Source organism: Arthrobacter sp. APC 3897, assembly GCF_030407495.1.
In the GTDB taxonomy this organism is placed as follows: Bacteria; Actinomycetota; Actinomycetes; order Actinomycetales; family Micrococcaceae; genus Arthrobacter_B.
In genome coordinates, this window is sequence record NZ_JASDDG010000032.1 from 41,503 (window position 1) to 60,508 (window position 19,006).

The window sequence follows — 19,006 nt, forward strand, 5'->3', positions numbered from 1 at the left end:
AATTACGGATGTCTGTGATGGTGGTCACCAGCACGCGCGGGCAGGGGATGTGTCCGCCGCAACATGCCCTACTATGGTCAGACCACACGTACGGGGGATGCCCCGCTGAAAGGCAGCCATGAGAATCGCTCTATTCGCCACCTGCATCGTGGACGCGATGTATCCGCGCACCGCCAGGGCAACGGTGGCCATCCTGGAGCGGCTGGGACACGAAGTGGTGTTCCCCGCCGGTCAGGCCTGCTGCGGACAGATGCACGTGAACTCCGGCTACCTGCCCGAGGCCGTTCCCGTGGTCCGGAACCACGTTGAAGCCTTCGAATCGCAGGATTACGACGTCGCCGTTGCACCTTCCGGTTCCTGTGTCGCCTCGGTGAAACACCAGCACGCAATGGTGGCCCGGTCCTGCGGCGACGCAGCCCTGGAAGTCCGGGCAAACGCCGTCGGCGCCAAGACCTATGAACTCTCCGAACTCTTGACGGACGTTCTCGGCGTGACCAACGCCGCCGAACAGCTGGGCTCCTGGTTCCCGCACAACGTCACCTACCACCCCAGCTGCCACGGCATGCGCCTGCTGCGGCTGGGCGACCGGCAGCTGAACCTGCTCCAAAGCGTCGGCGGGATCACCGTGCAGCCGCTGCCGCAGGCGGACCAGTGCTGCGGCTTCGGCGGCACCTTCTCGATGAAAAACGCTGACGTGTCCACGGCCATGCTGGAGGACAAGACAGCCAGCATCTTGGCCACCGGAGCCGAGCTGTGCTCCGGCGGCGACGCTTCCTGCCTGCTGCACATCGGCGGCGGGCTCTCCCGCGAAGGCAGCAGCGTCACCACCCTGCACCTTGCCGATATCCTCGCCAGCACCCGGGAGAATCCGGTGTCCGTCACCGGAGACGTCCTTGTGAGCGGAAAGGCTTCCCGATGAGCACCACCTACCTGGGCATGCCCGCACTGCCCGTCTTCGGACAGGGCAACCTCAACGCCACGGAGCCCTTTCCCTCCGCGGCGAAGCGGGAACTGGGCAACAGCCAGCTGCGTGCCAATCTGGGCCACGCCACCCACACCATCCGCGACAAGCGGCTGCGGGTGGTCGGTGAACTGCCGGACTGGGAGGACCTGCGCAGCGCCGGCAGTGCCACCAAACAGTCCGTCATGGCGCGGCTGCCCGAGCTCCTGGAACAGTTTGAGCAGAACTTCACGGCGCGCGGCGGCGTCATCCACTGGGCCCGGGACGCTGCTGAAGCCAATGAGATTGTCCGGGACCTGATCCGCGAACAGGGCGCGGACGAGGTGGTCAAGGTGAAGTCCATGGCCACCCAGGAGATCGGTCTGAACGAATACCTCGAAGAACAGGGCATCGCCGCCTTTGAAACCGACCTCGCCGAGCTGATTGTCCAGCTGGACCATGACAAGCCCAGCCACATCCTGGTGCCGGCCATCCACAAGAACCGCACCCAGGTCCGCGACATCTTCCTGCGGGAAATGCCCGGCGTCGATCCGGACCTCACCGACAATCCGGCGAAGCTTGCCGAGGCCGCGCGGGCCCACCTGCGCCGGAAGTTTCTTTCCGCCAAGGTGGCCATCTCCGGTGCCAACTTTGCGATCGCCGACGCCGGGACCCTCGCCGTCGTCGAATCCGAAGGCAACGGGCGCATGTGCCTGACCCTGCCTGAAACCCTGATCACCGTCATGGGTGTGGAGAAACTCCTGCCGTCCTGGCAGGACCTGGAAGTGTTTATGCAGCTGCTGCCGCGCTCCTCCACCGGGGAACGGATGAACCCGTACACCTCGCTGTGGACCGGCGTGACCGAAGGCGACGGGCCGCAGAACGTGCACCTGGTGCTCCTGGACAACGGGCGCAGCGCCGCCCTGGCCGATGAGATGGGCCGCTCGGCCCTGCATTGCATCCGCTGCTCGGCGTGCATGAACGTGTGCCCGGTGTACGAGCGTACGGGCGGCCACGCCTACGGTTCCACTTATCCGGGACCCATCGGCGCCATCCTGTCACCGCTGATGACCGGCATTACGTCCGAGGAAAACAACTCGCTGCCGTATGCATCCTCTCTCTGCGGCGCCTGTTATGACGCCTGCCCGGTCAAAATCAACATCCCCGAGATCCTGGTGCACCTGCGCGCGGAAGACGTGGACAGCAAACGGGGCAAGAAGAAGCTGCCCTCCCAGATGGACCTAATGATGAAGGGTGCCTCGTGGGCGTTCTCCTCCGGGAAACATCTGGGGCTGCTGGAAAAGGGTCTCCCGCTGGGCCGGATTGCCGCCGGCCGGAGGAAAAAGATCACCAAGCTGCCCGGGCTTGTGGGCGGCTGGACACAGAGCAGGGACATCCCGGCTCCGCCCGCCGCGTCGTTCCGCGACTGGTGGGCCAAAGAACACGGGGATCCCGCTGCAGGCTCCGCCCCCACGGACTCCACGAACACGACCACGAACACGGGAGAACGGGCATGAGCGCGCGGACAGTCATTCTGGACCGGCTGCGCTCGGCGCTGCGGGATCACCCGGAGGCGCCGGAAATCCCGCGGACCTACCGCGCAGACTCCGGCATGAGCGCCGAGGAACGCATTGAACTGCTCGTGGACCGGCTGGTGGACTACAAGGCCGGAGTCACCGTGGTGGATGAAACGGGGCTGGCTCCGCGGATTGCCCAGCTGCTCCGGGACGCAGCCAGCTATGTGGTTCCCGCCGGCATCGACGGCACCTGGCTGGCGGAGGCTGAAGCCGGGGCCCCCGGCCGCCGCCGGGTCGACGCCGCGGACGCGCCGCTCAGCGTGGCGGAACTGGATGCTGTGGACGCCGTCGTCACCGGAAGCGCGGTCTCCGTGGCGGAAACCGGAACCATCATCCTGGACGGCAGCCCGAACCAGGGCCGGCGTGCCATCACGCTGGTTCCGGACCACCACATTTGCGTGGTGCGGGAAGGGGACATTGCCGGGATTCTTCCCGAAGCGCTGCGCCGGCTGGACGGCACCCGTCCGCTGACCTGGATCAGCGGCCCCAGCGCCACCTCGGACATTGAGCTGGAACGGGTTGAAGGGGTGCACGGGCCCCGGAACCTGGACGTCATTATCGTCCGCAGCTGATCCCGGGGCCGCTAACCCCTGCCGGCGCGGGAACGGTCAGGGTTGGCCCTACGCTGCGAGTTTCTCCTCGATCTCCGGCAGCTCCGCCAGCAGATCCTTCTCCAGGGCCGTGACCTTCTCAACGGGCTGCCGGGGAAGCGCGGAAACCCCGGTTACATCCGCGAGGAAGGCAACGGTCTGCCGCAGCGAGTCCATTGCCTCGGGACGGTACAGTTGGAACTGGTACTCGTGGCCCAGTGCCGGCTTGTAGTCCCGGGGCCAAAAGCTGCGGACCACCGGCACGCCAAGCTCCTCCAGCCGGTCCGCTAGGGGAAGAGACTGTGTGAGGGTTAGATCGTCGCCGTTGCCGCCGGAAATATAGGTGGGTGGAAAACGGTGGTCCACATGCGAGGGGATGGACATGTGTGCTGCCGCGGAGGTCGATGCCCAGTCCCTGGAACCGGTGTAGGACCAGAGAGCCTTCCGCAGCCCCCAGCCCATGGGGCCCGCCATGGTGGCCACGGCGTCGAAATCAAAAACTCCGCAGTTCAGCAGGATTCCGCGCAGCTGCCGGGGGGCCGCAGCGGGGACAACACCGGTGTCCCGGGCGTACTCCGGGTTGGTGATGGCCAGGGCCAGCTGGGCGGCCAGCTGCGCCCCGGCGGAGTCACCGGCGAGAACAATGCGGTTCGGGTCCAGTCCGTAGCGGTCCGCATGCTCGCGGACAAAAGCCAGCGCCGCATTCAGTTCCTTCACCGCGGTGGGATAGACCGCCTCGGGCGAGATGGAATACCCCACGCCCACCACCGCATAGCCGTAACCGGCGAGGACCTCAAGGTAAGGCGCCACGTCTTCCTTGGAGCCTGAAATCCAGGCCCCGCCGTGGATCCACATCACCACGGGAAGCGGTTTCCGGTCCGTGGCCGGGAGGAACAGGTCCAGGGACGGTTTTCCGCCGGTGCCCAGATAGCGCAGTCCACGGTGGCGGATGACGCTCAAGCCGGGGATGCGGGGCTGGATTTTCTTTGCCTGGAACCTGTTGGCACTGGCGAAAACCCCGCGGATGAGCAGTGCTGACGGCAGGGGATGATGACGCAGCACCGCGGCGGCAGCCAAGCCGGCAGCAGCGGCCGCGCCCGCCGCCACTCCCAACGCGGGAAGCGAGAAGATCTTCATCTTTTTAAGCTAGGACGCGTTTCTGGGCATCAAGCGGCGGGTTCACCGCCAGCTGGCGGGTCCCGGCCGCCGGCTGCGAGGAACTTCACGCCGGGTGGTGTTGGGCTGCACAGGTGCAGACAGCCGGAGCCGGTGCCCGGCCCGGTATCGATGCCCGGCTCGCGGCGTGCGGACCTGCTTGAGAGCTAACGCGCCGCTAGAACCTTCCGGAGCTCCCGGCCCCCGAAAAGCTGCCGCCCGAGCTGCCGTACCCGGTAGAGCTGGAAGCGGAGCTGCGGGCCGATTCCACGCTGCTGGTGCCCTGCCGGATACCGGTGTTGAAGCTTCCCACCGAGTAGTAGAAGTAGGCGGGGAAAGCCGTGTCCACGATTCCGGGCCGGTAGCTGCGGCCGCGGCGGCCCGGCTCCGTAGCTTTGTCCAGTTCCTTCTGCATCAGTTTGCGCTCACTGTCCGTCTTGGCCTGCGCCGAAATGACGGTTTGGGCGTGCCGGTCCAGCAGGTCCGAGAGCTTCTGCCGGGCGGCCTTGATGCGGTCCAGCGCCTGTTCGGGGGTGATGCGGTCCTCAGCCAGTTCCGTGGCCGCAGCGGCAAGGTCCTCGCGGGCCTGCCGACGGAAAGCCTGCAGGGCGCGGGCAGAGGGGGAATCCTTGGCCACAGCGTCCTTGCCTTCCAGCAGGTCATTGAGGCGGTCCAGATCCTCTTCCAGCGGACCCGTCTGGCGGTCCCAGGCCCGCTCCCACCCCGGCGCCTTGTTGAGCAGCGCGTTGGTGTCCGCAATGACGTCATCCAAGCCGTCCAGTTCAAGGGCGGCATCCGCGTACTCTTCCACCGTGGCCGTGCTGCGGCGGTTCATCAGGTCCTTGTCGGAGAGGGCGTGGGCGGCGTTGTTCAGCGCCGTGGCCTTGTTATAGCGCGTCATGAACGTGCGGTACTCCTCCAGCACCCGGGACCCGTAGGAGGAATCATCCGGAATGGTGTTGGCGTTGACCTCGGTGGCGTCCAGGTCCCGGGTCACGCTGGAATAGCTGGCATCTGCCTCGGTGAGCAGCTTCCTGTTCTTGGCCCGGCGGTTGCGCCGCACCGCCACGTAGGTCACGGCTGAACCGACGGCGGCCGCGCCGGCGACGATGAACCCGAGGATGGCGCCGGGGGAGAGGTACCAGGGACGGTTGATCAGTTTGGCGGCTTCTTCGACGGCGGCGATGGTGCCTTCGGTCCAGTTGGCCTCACGGAACAGCTCATTGGTTTCGCTGCGGATGTCCTCCTGCTGATCAAGGGATATCTTGCGGTCCTCGCCAAAGTACGTGCCGGTCCACCGGCCCGTGGGATCCAGGGCGAAAATGAACAGTCCGTCCGCCCACTTCTGGCCGTCTTCGCTGAGCCATTCCGGGTGCTCCTCCCGGGCGAACCGAAGCACTTCGGCGTTGAGGACGGTTCCGTCCTCATTGTCGGGCGGCCCGTTGTAGGTGTAGACGGCAACCGTGGTGGGTTCCCGGAACTCGATGTCCTCCAGTGCGGGAACAAGCGTGCCGGTGTCCAGGACCCCTGCGGTGTCTTCTACGATGACCTCATCCGGGGTCACGGCAGCGGCTGCGGCTGCACCCCCGGTGAGCGTGATCAGGACCAGCAGCAGCGTAGTCAGTGCCCGGCGCATGGTTTCCCCCTGTTGACGACCGATGTGGGAACGAGCCTAGCGCGGATATGCCTCAGATCAACATGGCCTCCCGAACCGTTTCCGCAGCGGATGCACCCCCGCAGCCGGTTGAACTGACCCGCCCGGCCGCCAGGACGTAATACGTGTCTGCAGCCTGCAGGGCGAAACCTATGTGCTGTTCCACCAGCAGCACCCGCATGCCGTTGCGTGAGGCGAGGTTCATGATGGTTTGTTCGATTTCGGCCACAACGTTGGGCTGGATGCCCTCGGTCGGTTCGTCCAGGATCAGCAGCGTGGGTTCGGTGATGAGTGCGCGGGCAATGGCCAGCTGCTGCCGCTGTCCGCCGGAGAGCAGTCCGGCTCGCCGGGCCAGTAGCGGTTTCAGCGCCGGAAACATGTCCAGTGCCTCGTCCACCAGGGCTTTGCCGCGCTTGCGTCCGTCCGCCGCCAGCCGCAGGTTTTCCAGGGTGGTCAGCGGACCGAAGGACTGCTGCCCCTGGGGAACGTATGCCAGCCCGCGTGCCACCCGCTGATGCGGGCGCAGCCCTGCGATGTCCTCGCCGTTGAAGCGGATGGATCCCGAGGCGGGTTTAATGATGCCGACGACGGCGCGCAGCAGCGTGGATTTCCCGGCGCCGTTGTGCCCCAGGACGGAGGCGACGGCGTCATCCGGCACCGTCACGGAGACACCGTGCAGGACTTCGGTGCGCCCGTACCCGGCCTTGAGGTCCTTAATTTCCAGCATCAGTGTCCTTTCGCGGGCGTGGTGCCCAAATAGACTTCCTGCACACGCGGGTCCGCCTGCACCTGTGCCACACTTCCCTCGCTGAGGACCTTGCCGCCCGCCAGGACCGTCACCGACGTGGCGTACTCCCGGACAAAATCCATGTCGTGTTCAATCACGAGCGTGATCCGGCTGGCGCCGATCCGGCGCAGCAGCTCTCCGGTCTGGGCGCGCTCATCCTGGCTCATGCCGGCGATAGGTTCATCCAGCAGCAGCAGTTCCGAGTTCTGCACCAGCAGCATGCCGATCTCCAGCCACTGCTTCTGCCCGTGAGCCAGAGTCCCCGCCTGTTTGGACGCCAGGTGCTCCAAACCGATGATTTCCAAAGCCTCGTCCACGGCCGGGTCCGTGCCGCGGCGGCGGCGCAGCAGCTCCAGCGGCCGCCGCCGGGCACCGGCCGCAATGTCCAGGTTCTGCAGCACCGAGAGGTTCTCGAAGACGCTGGCGGTCTGAAAGGTGCGGCCGACGCCGAGCTTCGCGATCTGATGAACCTTGCGGCCGAGAATCTCGGTGCCGGTGTGGTTGACGGACCCGGTGGCCGGAACGAGTCCGGTCATCGCGTCGATGATGGTGGTCTTCCCGGCGCCGTTGGGGCCGATCAGGAACCGCAGATCGCCCTGCGTCACGTCAAGGTTGACTCCGTCAACGGCAGTGAAGCCGTCAAAGACCACCTTCAGGTTGCGGACCTCCAGGTACTGCGGACGTCCGGAGCGCTGGCCGCCTGCCTGCGGTTCCGCTTGGGGCAGCAACAGACGGGGCTGTTCCGCGGCAATCATCTGGTGTTTCACGGGCGGTGCTCCTTAGCGGCGGCGGGAACGGCTGCAAGCGGTGAAGCCGCGGCGTGGATTGGGTGTGCCCGCGGCACGGCGGGCGGGACGGGTGCTGCACTTGTTGCCGGGGCGGACGCCCGGGCGGCTCCGCCGTCGTCGTTCCTCTTCCGCCGCAGCCGGCCCAGGACGGCTGGCAGTGAGGCCAGGCCCCCGGGCAGGAACCCGATGACCAGGACAAACAGCAGCCCCTGGAAGTACACCCAAAAGGACGGGAAGGAGGACGCGAGCGAGGTCTGCGCAATGGCCACGCCCAGGGCGCCGAGCACCGGCCCGAGCACAGTGGAGCGGCCGCCGATGGCGACCCCGATCAGGAACGCGATGGAGGGGGTGACTCCCACATCGGCCGGAGAGATGATGCCCACGAGCGGGACAAACAGTGCACCCGCCACACCGGCCATCACCGCCGCCAGCACGTAGACCACGGTCTTGACGGTCGCGGGGTCGTAGCCCAGGAACCGGACCCGTTCCTCCTGGTCGCGCACGGCCACCAGCAGTTCGCCGAACCGGCTGTGCATCAGCTGCCGCGCCGCCGCCACCACAGCCAGCAGCACAACAGCGGTCAGCAGGTACAGCATCCGCTTGTTGGCGGGGTCCGCCAGGTCAAAGCCGAAGAAGGAGCGGAAACCGCTCAGCCCGTTGGATCCGCCCGTAGTGGCCTGCTGGCCAATGAGCAGCACCGCAAATGCGGCGGCCAGCGCCTGGCTGAGGATGGCGAAGTAGGCGCCCTTGACCCGGCGCTTGAAAATCGCCAGGCCCAGGATCAGGGCCACCACCCCGGGTACCAGCACGACGGCGAGAACGGTCACCACGGGGCTGCGGAACGGTTCCCACCAGCCCGGCACGGTGCCGGTGCCGTACAGGGCCATGAAGTCCGGAACGCCCGACCCGCCGAACAGTGCGGCGTCGGCCAGCTTCATGTGCATGGCCATGATGTAGGCACCGAGGCCGAAAAACACGCCCTGGCCAAGGGTCAGCATCCCGCCGCGGCCCCAGGCCAGGCCGATGCCCACCGCCACGATGGCGAAGCAGAGGAACTTGCCGAGCAGCCCCAGGCTGAAGACCGGAAGCAGTGCGGGCGCGGCGACCAGCAGCAGGACCGCCGCGGCGGCGAAGCCGGCCAGGACCCCTGTCCGGGACTGCCGAACGGAAGTGAGGCGGGCGGCGAAACCGCCGGTGGTTCTGCGGATGGTGTCGGTGCTCATGCCAGGCTCCTCGTCTTGAGGGTGAAGATGCCCTGCGGACGTACCTGCAGGAAGATCACGATGGCCGCGAGGATCAGCACTTTGCCGATGCTTGCGGTGGTGGAGAATTCGAACACGGACTGCAGCACGCCCAGGGCAAAGGCGGCGATGGCTGCTCCCTTGATCTGCCCGATGCCGCCGGCCACCACCACGAGGAAGGCGTCCACGATGTAGTTGGGACCCAGATACGGGCTGGTGGATCCGATCAGGGTTACTGCCACCCCGGCGATTCCGGCGAGGCCGGACCCGACAAAGAACGTCAGCTGGTCCGTGCGCCGGGAGGAAATGCCGCTGGATTCGGCCAGATCCCGGTTCACGACGACGGCGCGGATCCGCCGGCCCAGCGGGGTTGCCTTCAGCAGCAGGGCCAGCGCCGCGAGGCAGGTGAGCGCCAGGGCGAGGATGAACAGCCGGGTCAGCGGAATGGGTGCTCCGAGCAGTTCCACGTTGCCCTGCAGCCAGGCGGGAACCCGGACGTCCACGCTCGGGGCGCCGAAGATGTCCCGGGCCATCTGCTGCAGGATGAGCGAGACTCCAAAGGTCACGAGGAGGGTGTCCAGCGGGCGGTGGTACATCCGCTTGAGCAGCAGTTCTTCCAGAATCAGCCCCATGGTTCCGCCCACGAGGAAAGCCGCCGGCAGGGACAGCAGGAGGGAAACCCCTGCGCTGCCCAGAGCCTGCTGCACCACAAACGCGGTGTAGGCACCGGCCATGATGAACTCCCCGTGGGCCATGTTGATGACGCCCATCTGGCCGAAGGTCAGCGACAGGCCCAGTGCCGCCAGCAGCAGCACCGAGCCGAGGCTGAGCCCGGCAAACATTTGTCCTATCAGCAGTTCCATGCGCAGCGGACCTTTCAGGTGGAAGAACGGGCGGGGACGGGGACGGAAATCAGGACAGGCCCGATGCCCAGTCGTAGTTCTCCAGGTACGGGTCCGGCTCCACGGCCTCCGGTGCTTCCCAGACGGTTTCGATCAGGCCGTCGGAGGTGATTTTGCCGATCCGCGGGGTTTTGGTGATGTGGTTGTTGTCCCCGTTGACGGTGACGGTGCCTTCGGGCGCTTCGAAACTCACGCCGTCGGCGGCCTCCTGAACTTTGTCCACGTCAAAGGAGCCGGCCTTTTCCACCATTTCCTTCCACAGGTAGAGGGAGGTGTAGGCGGCTTCCATCGGATCGCTGGTGACACGGTCCGCGCCGTACTTGTCCTTGAAGGCACTGACAAATGCGGTGTTGGCCGGGGTGTCCAGGGTTTGGTAGTAGTCCCAGGCGGTGAGCTGGCCTTCGATGTTCTCCAGGCCGATGCCCGGTACTTCCTCTTCGGCGATGGACACCGAAACCACGGGCATGGTGTCGGGGGTCAGGCCCACCGATGTGTACTGGCGGAAAAATGCCACGTTGGAGTCGCCGTTCAGGGTGTTGAAGACGGCGTCGGCTCCGGAATCGCGGACCTTGTTCACAATGGTGGAGAATTCCGTGGAACCCAGCGGTGTGTACTCCTCGCCGACGATTTCCATCCCGTGGGCCTCGGCGTAGGCGTTGATGATCTTGTTGGCGGTGCGGGGAAAGACGTAGTCGCTGCCCACCAGGAAAATGGTCTTGGTGCCCTGCTCCGCGAGGTAATCCAGGGCCGGAATGATCTGCTGGTTGGTAGTGGCGCCCGTGTAGAAAATGTTCTCCGAGGACTCCAGCCCCTCGTACTGCACCGGGTAGAACAGCAGTGCGTCGTTGGATTCAAACACGGGGAGCATGGCCTTGCGGGAGGATGAGGTCCAGCCGCCGAAGACGGCGGCGGTGCAGTCCTGCTGGATCAGTTTGCCGGCGCGTTCGGCGAACTTGGTGGGTTCGGAGGCGCCGTCTTCGCTGATGACCTCCAACTGCTTGCCCAGTACGCCGCCGTCGGCATTGATTTCTTCCGCGGCCAGGGAGAGGGAGTCAAAAACGGTGGTTTCGGAAATAGCCATGGTGCCGGAGAGGGAATTCAGGAAACCGACTTTGATGCTGTCCCCGGACGTGTCAACACAGGATTCCGTTCCGCCGCTGGGCTGTCCGGCCGCTGCGGGGTCTGAAATCTGGGAACCGCACCCCGTCAAAACCGCAGCCAGCGCAGTGACTGCCACGGGAATGAAAGCGCCTTTAATGCTTTGTACTTTCACTGAGCACCTTATTTCTGAGGGCCGTGCTGATGATCAGCGAAGCCGGTGAAGCGGCCTCTCGTTGGGCCGTTTCCTCAATTTAGGTGACTCGTGTTTCAGGTTTTCGGTATTTGCGTTTCCCTGATATTTCTTTTGTTTCAGGCGCTTTTCAGCGGCGTGTCCATTGAGCACACGTCCGTGAGAAAGGCGAGTGTTTCCGTTAGCGCCTGCTGCGCCTCCGGCCGGTTCAAATGGAATTGGTATTCGTGCGGCAGGGGCGGTTCATGGTCTGCGGGCCAGGCACGGAACCGGACATCCGAGTGCAGCTGAGCGAGGCGGGCGGCCAGCGGAGCGGATTGTGTTCCGGTCAGGCTGTCCCCGTTGCCGCCGGTAATGAGGGCGGGAGGAAACAGCTCGGTGACATCCCTGAGCACTGAGATGTCCCGCCCGGCGGCGGTCCGGGACCAGTCCTGTTTCCCGGAGTAGGCCCACAGGGCGGTCTTGAAACCCCAGCCGAGGATGCCCTGCAGCGAGGAAAGCGCCGCGACGTCGTAGATGCCGCAGTGCAGGATGATGCCGCGCAGGGTCCCGGGGCTCAGCGGAACGGGCAGGCCGGTCCGCTCTGCGTATTCCGGGTTGGTGGTGAGCACCGCCAGCTGGGCCGCCAGCTGGGCGCCGGCGGAGTCTCCGGCCAGGACCACCCGGCCGGGGTCAACGCCGTAGTCCGCGGCGTGCTTCTGCAGGAAACCCAGTGCTGCTGCCACTTCTTCCACGGCCTGCGGGTACACGGCGCGCGGTGAGCGGGTGTAGCTCACGCCCGCTGCCGCGAATCCGGCGCCCGCCAGGATGCGCAGGTAGGGTTCGACGTCGTTCCGGCTGCCGGAGAGCCACGCACCGCCGTGGATCCAGACCACCAGCGGCACCGGTTCCGCGGCACCCTCCGGAACGAAGAGATCCAGGGTGCCGCTGCGGCTGCCCTCAAAGGCCACGCCCCGGTGCTCCACCACGCCGCCCTCAGGGACATGGGCGCGCATGACGGCGGCGAGCTGCCGGGCGCCGCGGTAAAACACGGCGCGGATGAGCAGCGCCGAGGGCCACGGATTGAGGCGAAAGGCGGCGGCAGCGGCGACCGCAGCCACGGCGGTTCCGGTAAGACGGGCAAGACTGGGCATGAAGGAATACTACGGCAGCATCCAGTTGAGCACCGGTGTGGACTGAAGGAAGACGATGCAGCACAGAGCCAGCAGCAGGATGAGGCTCCAGCCCACAACTTTGCGGAACAGCACCGATTCCTGTCCGCTCATGTTCACCGCCGCCGCACCAATCGCCAGGTTCTGCGGGCTGATCAGCTTGCCCATCACGCCGCCGCCGGTGTTGGCGGCCACCAGGAGCTGGGGATCAATTCCGGCCTGGATCCCGGCGGTCTGCTGCAGCTTGGCGAACAAGGCGTTTGCCGAGGTGTCCGAACCGGTCACTGCAGTGCCGATCCATCCCAGCACCGGGGAAAGGAACGCGAAGAATGCTCCGGTTCCCGCCAGCCAGGTTCCGATCGCGACGGTCTGTCCGGAAAAGTTCATGACATAGGCCAGGGCCAGCACCGCCAGGATGGTCATGGCTGCAGAACGCATCCGGAGCGCTGTGCGGCCGATTTCCCTGAGAGCCTCGCTGATGGCCAGCGGATACCGCCCGCCGTCGTTGAACCGGGAATAGACCACGGCCACAATGAGCCCGCTGATCAGCAGCAGGGTGCCCGGGCTGATCAGCCATTCGAAGTTGTAGACGGTGGAGGACTGCTGCTGCCCGTTGGCGTCCAGCAGCTTCTCATGCAGGACAGGCCAGGGAATCTTGACGATCGTCTTCTCCAGGGCCTCGGGAATGTTGATGCCCCAGGTCCACAGGTTGACGATCCCGAAGACGGCGATCACCAGCACATAGGGAAACAGTGCCATCCACGCCCGGCCGGGTGTCAGCCGGTCCGCCGCCGTGTCCGTTGCGGCCGTACCGATCTCCGCGTTCCCGCTGCCGCCCGCCGGAGTCCAGCCGGAGGCCCGGGCCGCGGCCAGTTCTTTGCTCATCCGCGCGTCGGCCTCTTCTCCGTTGCGCGGATGCCAGACGCGCAGGAAGCCGACGGCGGCAGCCATGGCCACCAGCGAGGCGACAATGTCGGTGAGCTCATAGGAGAAGTAGTTGGAGCACAGGAACTGCATCACCGAAAACACGGCGCCGGTGAGCAGGGCAACCGGCCAGCAGTCGCGCAGGCCCTTGCGCCCGTCCAGGATAAACAGCAGCACCAGCGGGATGAAGACGGCCAGCAGCGGGGTTTGGCGCCCCACCACCGCGCCGATCTCTTCACCCGTGTAATTGGTGAGATTGGCCGCCGTCGTAATGGGAATGGCCAGTGCCCCGAAGGCCACCGGAGCCGTGTTGGCAACCAGGACCGCGGCCGCAGCACGGATGGGGGCGATGCCCAGTGCCAGGAGCATCGTGACGGTGATCGCCACCGGGGCGCCGAAACCGGCGAGCGCTTCGAGCAGACCGCCGAAGCAGAAGGCTACGAGGATGGCCTGGACCCGCAGATCACCGCCGCCCACGGCGTCGAACACGCGGCGCAGATCCTCGAACCGGCCGCTCAGGACGGTGACCTGATACAGCCACACGGCCATGATGATGATCCACACCACCGGGAACAACCCGAACGCTGCACCCTGCGTGGCCGAGAGCAGCGCCAGGCCCGCGGGCATCGAGAATCCCAGCACAGCGATGACCAGGGCCGCCAGCAGGGACCAGGCCCCGGCAACGTAGGCCTTGGTCTTGACGACCGCCAGAAGAAAGAAGAACAGCAGCAGGGGGACGAGCGCCAGAAGTGCTGACCAGACAATGCTGTTGGCTACCGCGTCGGTGCTGGGGGTGAAGCTGTCCATGATTACCTCCGGGTCACGCCGGACGGCGGCGTCAACGGAAAAACACGGGAAGCGGGCAAGGCCGCCAAAACGCGGGCTGCAGACAACTCGGGAGAGCCCACACCAAGCCTAGGCCCGGCGGCGGAATCGGGGCGCCCGGTACCGCTAAAATTCCCGTCTACCGCGCAGCGGGGTTGACGGCAGGTCTTCCCCGGGCGTGCTGCTGCGGCTTTTAGCCGACGGGTCCCTGCTGGCGCTCCGTATACCAGCCCCGGGCCAGATAAATGTCCCGGTAGGTGCCGCGGTCAACGTCGAGGTCTTCGCGCCGGACCAATCCCGCGGCAACGGCAGTGTGCTGCGAACCGATGTTGTCCGCCGTTGTATAGGCAACCACCGGCAGGCCGGGAAGAAATTCCTCTGCGCGCCGGACCGCCTCACGGGCACCCTCGGTGGCGTAGCCGCGGCCCCAGGCTTCAGGAAGGTAGCGGTAATAGAGGTTCAGTGCCGGGCGGGCATGGACCAGCCGGTGGGAGAGGCCGGTGAACCCAATCAGCGTCTGCGGATCATCCAGCGTGCTCACGGCCCACACGCCGAACCCGTGGCGGTACCAGTGGAGCCCTATTTCATGGAAGATCCGGGCCGAGGAAGCGCGGGTCACGGTGCGCGGGGCAGGATGGTGCACGTTGGTCCGGGGATCGGTGTGCAGATCCAGGGCCGCAGGCTCATCAGCGGCTTCGGGGCGGCGGAGTATCAGCCGGCGGGTGTGGACCGGAGTCCAGTCGGCTACATCCTGTGCGGGCATGGACCCACTCTAAGGCACGCTCCGGTCCGGGCAGCGGTCCTAGGGTGCTGCAGGCTCGGCAGCGGCAGCGGTCCTGCCCTCTCGGTGGTGGCGTACGTAGCCCATCACCGCCACGGCAATCGAGATGGCCGCAGACACGGCCAGTCCCAGCCACAGATCCACCTTCAGGGCCGCCGCGCCCGCCAGTGCGCCGAGCAGGATCAGGGCAATGGCCAGTGCCCGCCGCTGCCAGTACCCGCTGCTCCCGCCGGCGAGCCTGGAATCGGACGCCAGCCCGGTGATGGTGGATGTCACCACCACGGTGGTGATCTCGGCGACCTTCAGCCGCTTGGCAGTGGCCGCCTGCACCCCCATGACCGCGGCCATGGTGGAGGTGGTGACGCTGCCCAGCACTTCGTTGCCCCGGACATCCGCCAGCGCAACAAACACGGCGAGCACGGTGAGGCCGGCGGCGACAACGGTCAGGGCAACCGATGTGCGCCAGGACCACCCTTCCGGACCCTTGCGCAGCATCCGTCCGGCCAGGGCGGCGCCAAGCATGAAGAAGACCAGCGCCAGCGCCGGCCGCAGGATCGGCAGGTCCGCCCCGCCCGCGAAGGCCATGCCCAGCAGGACAACATTTCCCGTCATGTTGCCGGTGAAGACCCGGTCCAGTCCCAGATAGCCGACGGCGTCCACCACTCCGGTGGAAAAGGTCAGCGACAGCATGAGCCACAGATGGACCCGCTCGGTGGGCACCGCATTAAGACGCTTCACGCCGCGATCTCCTTCAGGAAAAGTTCAAGAAAAAATGTGAATTAGGTAACTGTATACGAACTTATGGGTGTAGCTTCGATTGTATTCAAAAGCCGGACCCTCGAGATTCAAGGACTTCCATGGCATCATTTCGCACTTCACGCAGCCTGCCCGGCCGGGGCTGGTCCGGAGTCAAAGCCGCGGCAGCGGGCGGTGCCGCGGTTCTGCTGCTGGGCGCCTGCGCACCGATCCAGGCACTGGAACCCGCTCCGGAGCGCCAGGATGTTCCTGCCGCGGAGCTGGACGGAAAAACAATCATTGAAGGCGGGGACCTGGTGATGGCCCTCTCCGCCGAGCCGGACCGGTTGGATCCCACCACTTCATCCTCCCTCTACACGCGCTATGTCATGCAGACCATGTGTCAGAAGCTTTATGACATCAACGCGGAAGGCGAACTGGCACCCCAGCTGGCAACCGAACTTCCTGAGATCTCGGCGGATGGCCTGACCGTCAGAATCCCGCTGCGCGCCGACGCCGTCTTCGCCGACGGAACGCCTTTCAACGCCGAGGCCGCCAAAACAACCCTTGAACGGCATCTGACGCTGGAGGGCTCCACCCGCAAGGGCGAGCTGGGACCGATCAGCAGCATCAGCGCCGTCGATGACTTTAACCTTGAGATCGTCTACGAGACACCCTTTGCCCCGCTGAATGCCGCGCTGGCAGACCGTGCCGGGATGATGCTCTCGCCCGCTGCCCTGGCGCAGGCCGGGGATGCTTTCGGTGACCATCCGGTGTGTGTTGGCCCGTTCAAATTCAAGGACCGGGTTCCGCAGACCTCCATTTCAGTGGAACGGGACCCCCTGTATTACGACGCCGGTGCCGTTCATCTGGACACCATCACGTACCGCATCATGACGGACGCCAACATCCGGGCGGCCAACCTGCGCTCCGGGGACGTGCAGGTGGCGGATACCATTTCGCCGCAGGATGTGGATGCGCTGGTCCAGGAGCAGGGCCTGGGCATCCTGCAGATCGGTTCGCTGGGTTACCAGGCCATGACGGTGAACATAGGAAACGTGGACGGCACGGGCGAGCCGCCCGGAGACCCGGGCACGCCTCTGGCCCGGGAGGCAGATATCCGCCGGGCGCTGTCCATGTCCATTGACCGGGAAGCGCTGGTCAACACGGTGTTCAACAGCTGGTACGAGCCGGCATGTTCGCCCGTGTCTCCGAGCAGCCCGTATGCTTCCGAGCTCAGTGAAGACTGCTTGGACTATGATCCTGAAGCCGCGCGCGCCCTGCTCGAGTCCACCGGAGCACAGGTGCCGTTTCCCATCACCCTGCAGGTCAGCAATTCCCCGGACACCCTGCGCTACGCCCAGGCGCTGCAGGCGGCGGTCTCCGAGGGCGGCTTTGACCTGACCATCCGGCCGGTGGAATATTCAACCCTGCTGGACGTCCAGACCCGCGGCGATTTTGAGGCCCTGCAGCTGGGCTGGTCCGGCCGGATTGATCCGCACGGCAACATGTCCAACTTCCTGAAGACCGGCGGCGGCAACAACTACTCCGGCTACTCAAACCCTGAGGTGGACAGGCTGCTGACGGAAGCCGCCCAGTCAACGGATCCTGACACGCGGGCCGCTCTCTACGGGCAGGTCGTCCGGCAGGTCCAGGCCGACAACCCCATCCTGTACCTGTACCGGGTCCGGAGCCTGACCGGTTACACCAAGGACGTTGCCGGGGTGGCCACCTATCCCGACGGCGTGGTCCGGCTGGGTACCGCAGCATTCGTGGAAAAGGAGGGCTGAGCATGCTCCGCTATCTGGGCACCCGCCTCTGGCAGTCCGCACTGACCCTGGTCCTGGCCTCGCTGGTGATCTTCTTCGGCGTCCGCCAGCTGCCCGGCGACCCCGCTCTGGCCATGGCGGGGGAGGAAGCCACCCCCGAGCAGGTGGAAGCCGTCCGGGAACAGCTGGGCCTGAATGAATCCGTCATCACCCAGTACGGAAAGTTCATCGGGAACATGTTCCGGGGGGATTTCGGCACCTCCACCCGGACCGGCACCGCAGTCACCGACCTGATTGCCACCACCCTCCCGGTCACCCTGTGGCTGTCCGCCTACGCCATAGCCGTGGCCGTGATCGTGGGCATCCTGTTCGGCGTCATCGCCGAACGCTTCCGCGGCCGGTGGCCGGAATGGGCCGCCAACGGCTTTGCCCTGGTGGGCCTGTCCGTGCCCAACTTCTGGCTGGGCATCCTGGCCATCCTCTACCTGTCCGTGACGCTGGGCTGGTTTCCAGCCTCGGGCTACGTGGACGTCACCGAGGATCCGCTGCGCGGAATCTACTACCTGACCCTGCCGGCACTGATCCTTGGGACCGGACTGGCCGCCGTCATCATGCGCCAGACCAGAGCCTCCATGATCGAGACCATGAGCACCGACTACGTCCGGACCGCCCGCGCAAAAGGCCTGGGCAGGGGGCGGGTCCTGATGCGCTACGGACTGCGCAACTCCCTGATTGTGGTGGTCACGATCGTAGGCCTGCAGCTGGGCGGACTCATCTCGGGGGCGGTGGTGACCGAGCGGATCTTCGCCCTGCCGGGATTCGGCAAGCTGACGCTGGACGCCGTGTTCACCCGGGATTACCCGGTCATCCAGGCCGTGGTGCTGATCATCACCGTTTCCTACATCCTGATCAACCTGGCCGTGGACATCCTGTACTCCCTGATTAATCCGCGCATCCGAGTCGGAGGAAGCAACTAATGGCTGTTACCGAGACCGTTCTTCCGCCCACCCCGCCCGGGGCAGACGCCGGCCTGGGCACCGGACGCGGCAGGGTCCTCAAATCCCTCCTGCACAACCCCCTCGGGCTGACCGGCGGAATTCTGCTGGCGCTCGTCGTTATGGCCGGCATCCTCGCCCCCGTCCTCGCTCCCTACAGCCCCACCCAGGTGCACTTCGAGACACCGTTCCAGAAGCCCGGCACCGTGGGCTTCCTGCTGGGCACCGATGACCTGGGCCGCGACATCTTCTCCCGGCTGCTCTTCGGAATCCAGGCGTCGCTTAAAGTCGGTGCCCTGTCGGTGGCGCTGGCCGTGGTGATCGGCACCCCGCTGGGCCTGCTGGCCGGTTACTGGCGCTGGCTCGACGGCATTATTTCCCGCCTCACTGACGTGACGCTGGCCTTTCCCTTCCTGATCATTGCGGTGGCACTCGCGGCCATCAGCGGCCCCAGCCTCTCCAACGCTGCCGTAGCCCTGGGCATTGCCCAGGTGCCCACCATGATCCGGGTGGTCCGGGGAGAGACCCTGCGGATCAAGGAAAGCGATTTTGTGCTCGGTGCCAAGACGATGGATGCCTCCGGGCTGCGGATCATCTTCAGCCACGTGCTGCCCAACGCCGCCTCGGCCGTCATTGTGCAGGCAACGGTCATCATGCCGGTGGCGGTGATCGGCGAGGCGCTGCTGTCCTTCCTGGGGTTGGGAATCCAGCCGCCCACGCCCAGCCTGGGCATCATGCTGTCGGATGCCCAGCAGTACATTTTCCGTTCACCGACCGCCGCCATCTTCCCGGGCCTGGCCATCGCGGCCATCTGCCTCTCCTTCAACCTCTTCGGGGACGCACTGCGTGACGCCCTCGATCCCGCCAACTCCAGCCGAAAGTGACACCATGACGTACACCG

17 protein-coding genes are annotated in these 19,006 nt (G+C 65.8%); 6 read left to right on the top strand and 11 right to left on the bottom strand.

The window, feature by feature from the left end; translation table 11 throughout:
* Positions 1 to 118: 118 nt before the first annotated feature.
* From QMA10_RS14905 to QMA10_RS14915, 3 genes are read left to right on the top strand one after another with little or no spacing between them, the layout of a single operon-like run.
* Positions 119 to 919 carry a (Fe-S)-binding protein gene (locus tag QMA10_RS14905; protein WP_290169565.1) on the top strand — a complete coding sequence of 267 codons (801 nt, stop codon included), beginning with the start codon at positions 119 to 121 and terminating at the stop codon, positions 917 to 919.
* On the top strand, positions 916 to 2,457 hold the full coding sequence (locus tag QMA10_RS14910; protein WP_290169566.1) for a LutB/LldF family L-lactate oxidation iron-sulfur protein: 1,542 nt from the start codon (positions 916 to 918) through the stop codon (positions 2,455 to 2,457). The genes QMA10_RS14905 and QMA10_RS14910 overlap by 4 nt, the downstream gene beginning before the upstream one ends.
* Positions 2,454 to 3,089, top strand: a complete 636-nt coding sequence (locus tag QMA10_RS14915; protein WP_290169568.1) for a lactate utilization protein C — start codon at positions 2,454 to 2,456, stop codon at positions 3,087 to 3,089. The genes QMA10_RS14910 and QMA10_RS14915 overlap by 4 nt, the downstream gene beginning before the upstream one ends.
* A gap of 48 nt (positions 3,090 to 3,137) precedes the next feature.
* On the opposite strand, the gene QMA10_RS14920 is transcribed toward QMA10_RS14915, so the two are convergent.
* The 11 genes from QMA10_RS14920 to QMA10_RS14970 form a co-directional block, all read right to left on the bottom strand.
* Positions 3,138 to 4,244 carry an alpha/beta hydrolase gene (locus QMA10_RS14920; protein ID WP_290169570.1) on the bottom strand — a complete coding sequence of 369 codons (1,107 nt, stop codon included), beginning with the start codon at positions 4,242 to 4,244 and terminating at the stop codon, positions 3,138 to 3,140.
* 196 nt (positions 4,245 to 4,440) lie between these two features.
* Complete coding sequence (locus QMA10_RS14925) at positions 4,441 to 5,898, bottom strand: DUF5129 domain-containing protein (protein ID WP_290169572.1); 1,458 nt, start codon at positions 5,896 to 5,898, stop codon at positions 4,441 to 4,443.
* Positions 5,899 to 5,950: 52 nt separating this feature from the next.
* Positions 5,951 to 6,643, bottom strand: a complete 693-nt coding sequence (urtE, locus tag QMA10_RS14930; protein ID WP_290169574.1) for an urea ABC transporter ATP-binding subunit UrtE — start codon at positions 6,641 to 6,643, stop codon at positions 5,951 to 5,953.
* Positions 6,643 to 7,470, bottom strand: a complete 828-nt coding sequence (gene urtD, locus QMA10_RS14935) for an urea ABC transporter ATP-binding protein UrtD (protein ID WP_290169576.1) — start codon at positions 7,468 to 7,470, stop codon at positions 6,643 to 6,645. The genes urtE and urtD overlap by 1 nt, the downstream gene beginning before the upstream one ends.
* Entirely contained in the window at positions 7,467 to 8,714 is a 1,248-nt protein-coding gene (urtC, locus tag QMA10_RS14940; protein ID WP_290169578.1) for an urea ABC transporter permease subunit UrtC, read from the bottom strand. Before urtC ends, urtD begins: the two co-directional genes overlap by 4 nt.
* Positions 8,711 to 9,595 (bottom strand): urea ABC transporter permease subunit UrtB, encoded by an 885-nt coding sequence (gene urtB, locus QMA10_RS14945; RefSeq protein WP_290169579.1) that lies wholly within the window; start codon positions 9,593 to 9,595, stop codon positions 8,711 to 8,713. The genes urtC and urtB overlap by 4 nt, the downstream gene beginning before the upstream one ends.
* 49 nt (positions 9,596 to 9,644) lie before the next feature.
* Complete coding sequence (gene urtA / locus QMA10_RS14950) at positions 9,645 to 10,871, bottom strand: urea ABC transporter substrate-binding protein (protein ID WP_290169582.1); 1,227 nt, start codon at positions 10,869 to 10,871, stop codon at positions 9,645 to 9,647.
* A 173-nt stretch (positions 10,872 to 11,044) separates the two neighbouring features.
* Positions 11,045 to 12,058 carry an alpha/beta hydrolase gene (locus QMA10_RS14955; RefSeq protein ID WP_290169587.1) on the bottom strand — a complete coding sequence of 338 codons (1,014 nt, stop codon included), beginning with the start codon at positions 12,056 to 12,058 and terminating at the stop codon, positions 11,045 to 11,047.
* A 9-nt stretch (positions 12,059 to 12,067) separates the two neighbouring features.
* Positions 12,068 to 13,807 (bottom strand): L-lactate permease, encoded by a 1,740-nt coding sequence (locus QMA10_RS14960; RefSeq protein WP_290169590.1) that lies wholly within the window; start codon positions 13,805 to 13,807, stop codon positions 12,068 to 12,070.
* Positions 13,808 to 14,018: 211 nt separating this feature from the next.
* Entirely contained in the window at positions 14,019 to 14,588 is a 570-nt protein-coding gene (locus tag QMA10_RS14965) for a GNAT family N-acetyltransferase (RefSeq protein WP_290169592.1), read from the bottom strand.
* Between the two features lie 39 nt (positions 14,589 to 14,627).
* A complete protein-coding gene (locus QMA10_RS14970; protein WP_290169595.1) occupies positions 14,628 to 15,344 on the bottom strand; it encodes a YoaK family protein in 717 nt (238 codons plus the stop codon).
* Between the two features lie 119 nt (positions 15,345 to 15,463).
* Between QMA10_RS14970 and QMA10_RS14975 the strand changes: the two genes are divergently transcribed.
* From QMA10_RS14975 to QMA10_RS14985, 3 genes are read left to right on the top strand one after another with little or no spacing between them, the layout of a single operon-like run.
* Positions 15,464 to 17,131 carry an ABC transporter substrate-binding protein gene (locus QMA10_RS14975; protein ID WP_290169598.1) on the top strand — a complete coding sequence of 556 codons (1,668 nt, stop codon included), beginning with the start codon at positions 15,464 to 15,466 and terminating at the stop codon, positions 17,129 to 17,131.
* A gap of 2 nt (positions 17,132 to 17,133) precedes the next feature.
* Positions 17,134 to 18,087 carry an ABC transporter permease gene (locus tag QMA10_RS14980; protein WP_290169600.1) on the top strand — a complete coding sequence of 318 codons (954 nt, stop codon included), beginning with the start codon at positions 17,134 to 17,136 and terminating at the stop codon, positions 18,085 to 18,087.
* The gene (locus tag QMA10_RS14985; RefSeq protein ID WP_290169603.1) at positions 18,087 to 18,989 is read left to right on the top strand and encodes an ABC transporter permease; all 903 of its coding nucleotides are present in this window, start codon (positions 18,087 to 18,089) and stop codon (positions 18,987 to 18,989) included. The genes QMA10_RS14980 and QMA10_RS14985 overlap by 1 nt, the downstream gene beginning before the upstream one ends.
* Positions 18,990 to 19,006 lie beyond the last annotated feature (17 nt).

Bases quoted from the DNA above. Each gene is read 5' to 3' on its own strand.
- QMA10_RS14905 (WP_290169565.1), top strand. From the start codon at position 119: ATGAGAATCGCTCTATTCGCCACCTGCATCGTGGACGCGATGTATCCG.
- QMA10_RS14910 (WP_290169566.1), top strand. From the start codon at position 916: ATGAGCACCACCTACCTGGGCATGCCCGCACTGCCCGTCTTCGGACAG.
- QMA10_RS14915 (WP_290169568.1), top strand. From the start codon at position 2,454: ATGAGCGCGCGGACAGTCATTCTGGACCGGCTGCGCTCGGCGCTGCGG.
- QMA10_RS14920 (WP_290169570.1), bottom strand. From the start codon at position 4,244: ATGAAGATCTTCTCGCTTCCCGCGTTGGGAGTGGCGGCGGGCGCGGCC.
- QMA10_RS14925 (WP_290169572.1), bottom strand. From the start codon at position 5,898: ATGCGCCGGGCACTGACTACGCTGCTGCTGGTCCTGATCACGCTCACC.
- urtE (WP_290169574.1), bottom strand. From the start codon at position 6,643: ATGCTGGAAATTAAGGACCTCAAGGCCGGGTACGGGCGCACCGAAGTC.
- urtC (WP_290169578.1), bottom strand. From the start codon at position 8,714: ATGAGCACCGACACCATCCGCAGAACCACCGGCGGTTTCGCCGCCCGC.
- urtB (WP_290169579.1), bottom strand. From the start codon at position 9,595: ATGGAACTGCTGATAGGACAAATGTTTGCCGGGCTCAGCCTCGGCTCG.
- QMA10_RS14955 (WP_290169587.1), bottom strand. From the start codon at position 12,058: ATGCCCAGTCTTGCCCGTCTTACCGGAACCGCCGTGGCTGCGGTCGCC.
- QMA10_RS14960 (WP_290169590.1), bottom strand. From the start codon at position 13,807: ATGGACAGCTTCACCCCCAGCACCGACGCGGTAGCCAACAGCATTGTC.
- QMA10_RS14965 (WP_290169592.1), bottom strand. From the start codon at position 14,588: ATGCCCGCACAGGATGTAGCCGACTGGACTCCGGTCCACACCCGCCGG.
- QMA10_RS14975 (WP_290169598.1), top strand. From the start codon at position 15,464: ATGGCATCATTTCGCACTTCACGCAGCCTGCCCGGCCGGGGCTGGTCC.
- QMA10_RS14980 (WP_290169600.1), top strand. From the start codon at position 17,134: ATGCTCCGCTATCTGGGCACCCGCCTCTGGCAGTCCGCACTGACCCTG.
- QMA10_RS14985 (WP_290169603.1), top strand. From the start codon at position 18,087: ATGGCTGTTACCGAGACCGTTCTTCCGCCCACCCCGCCCGGGGCAGAC.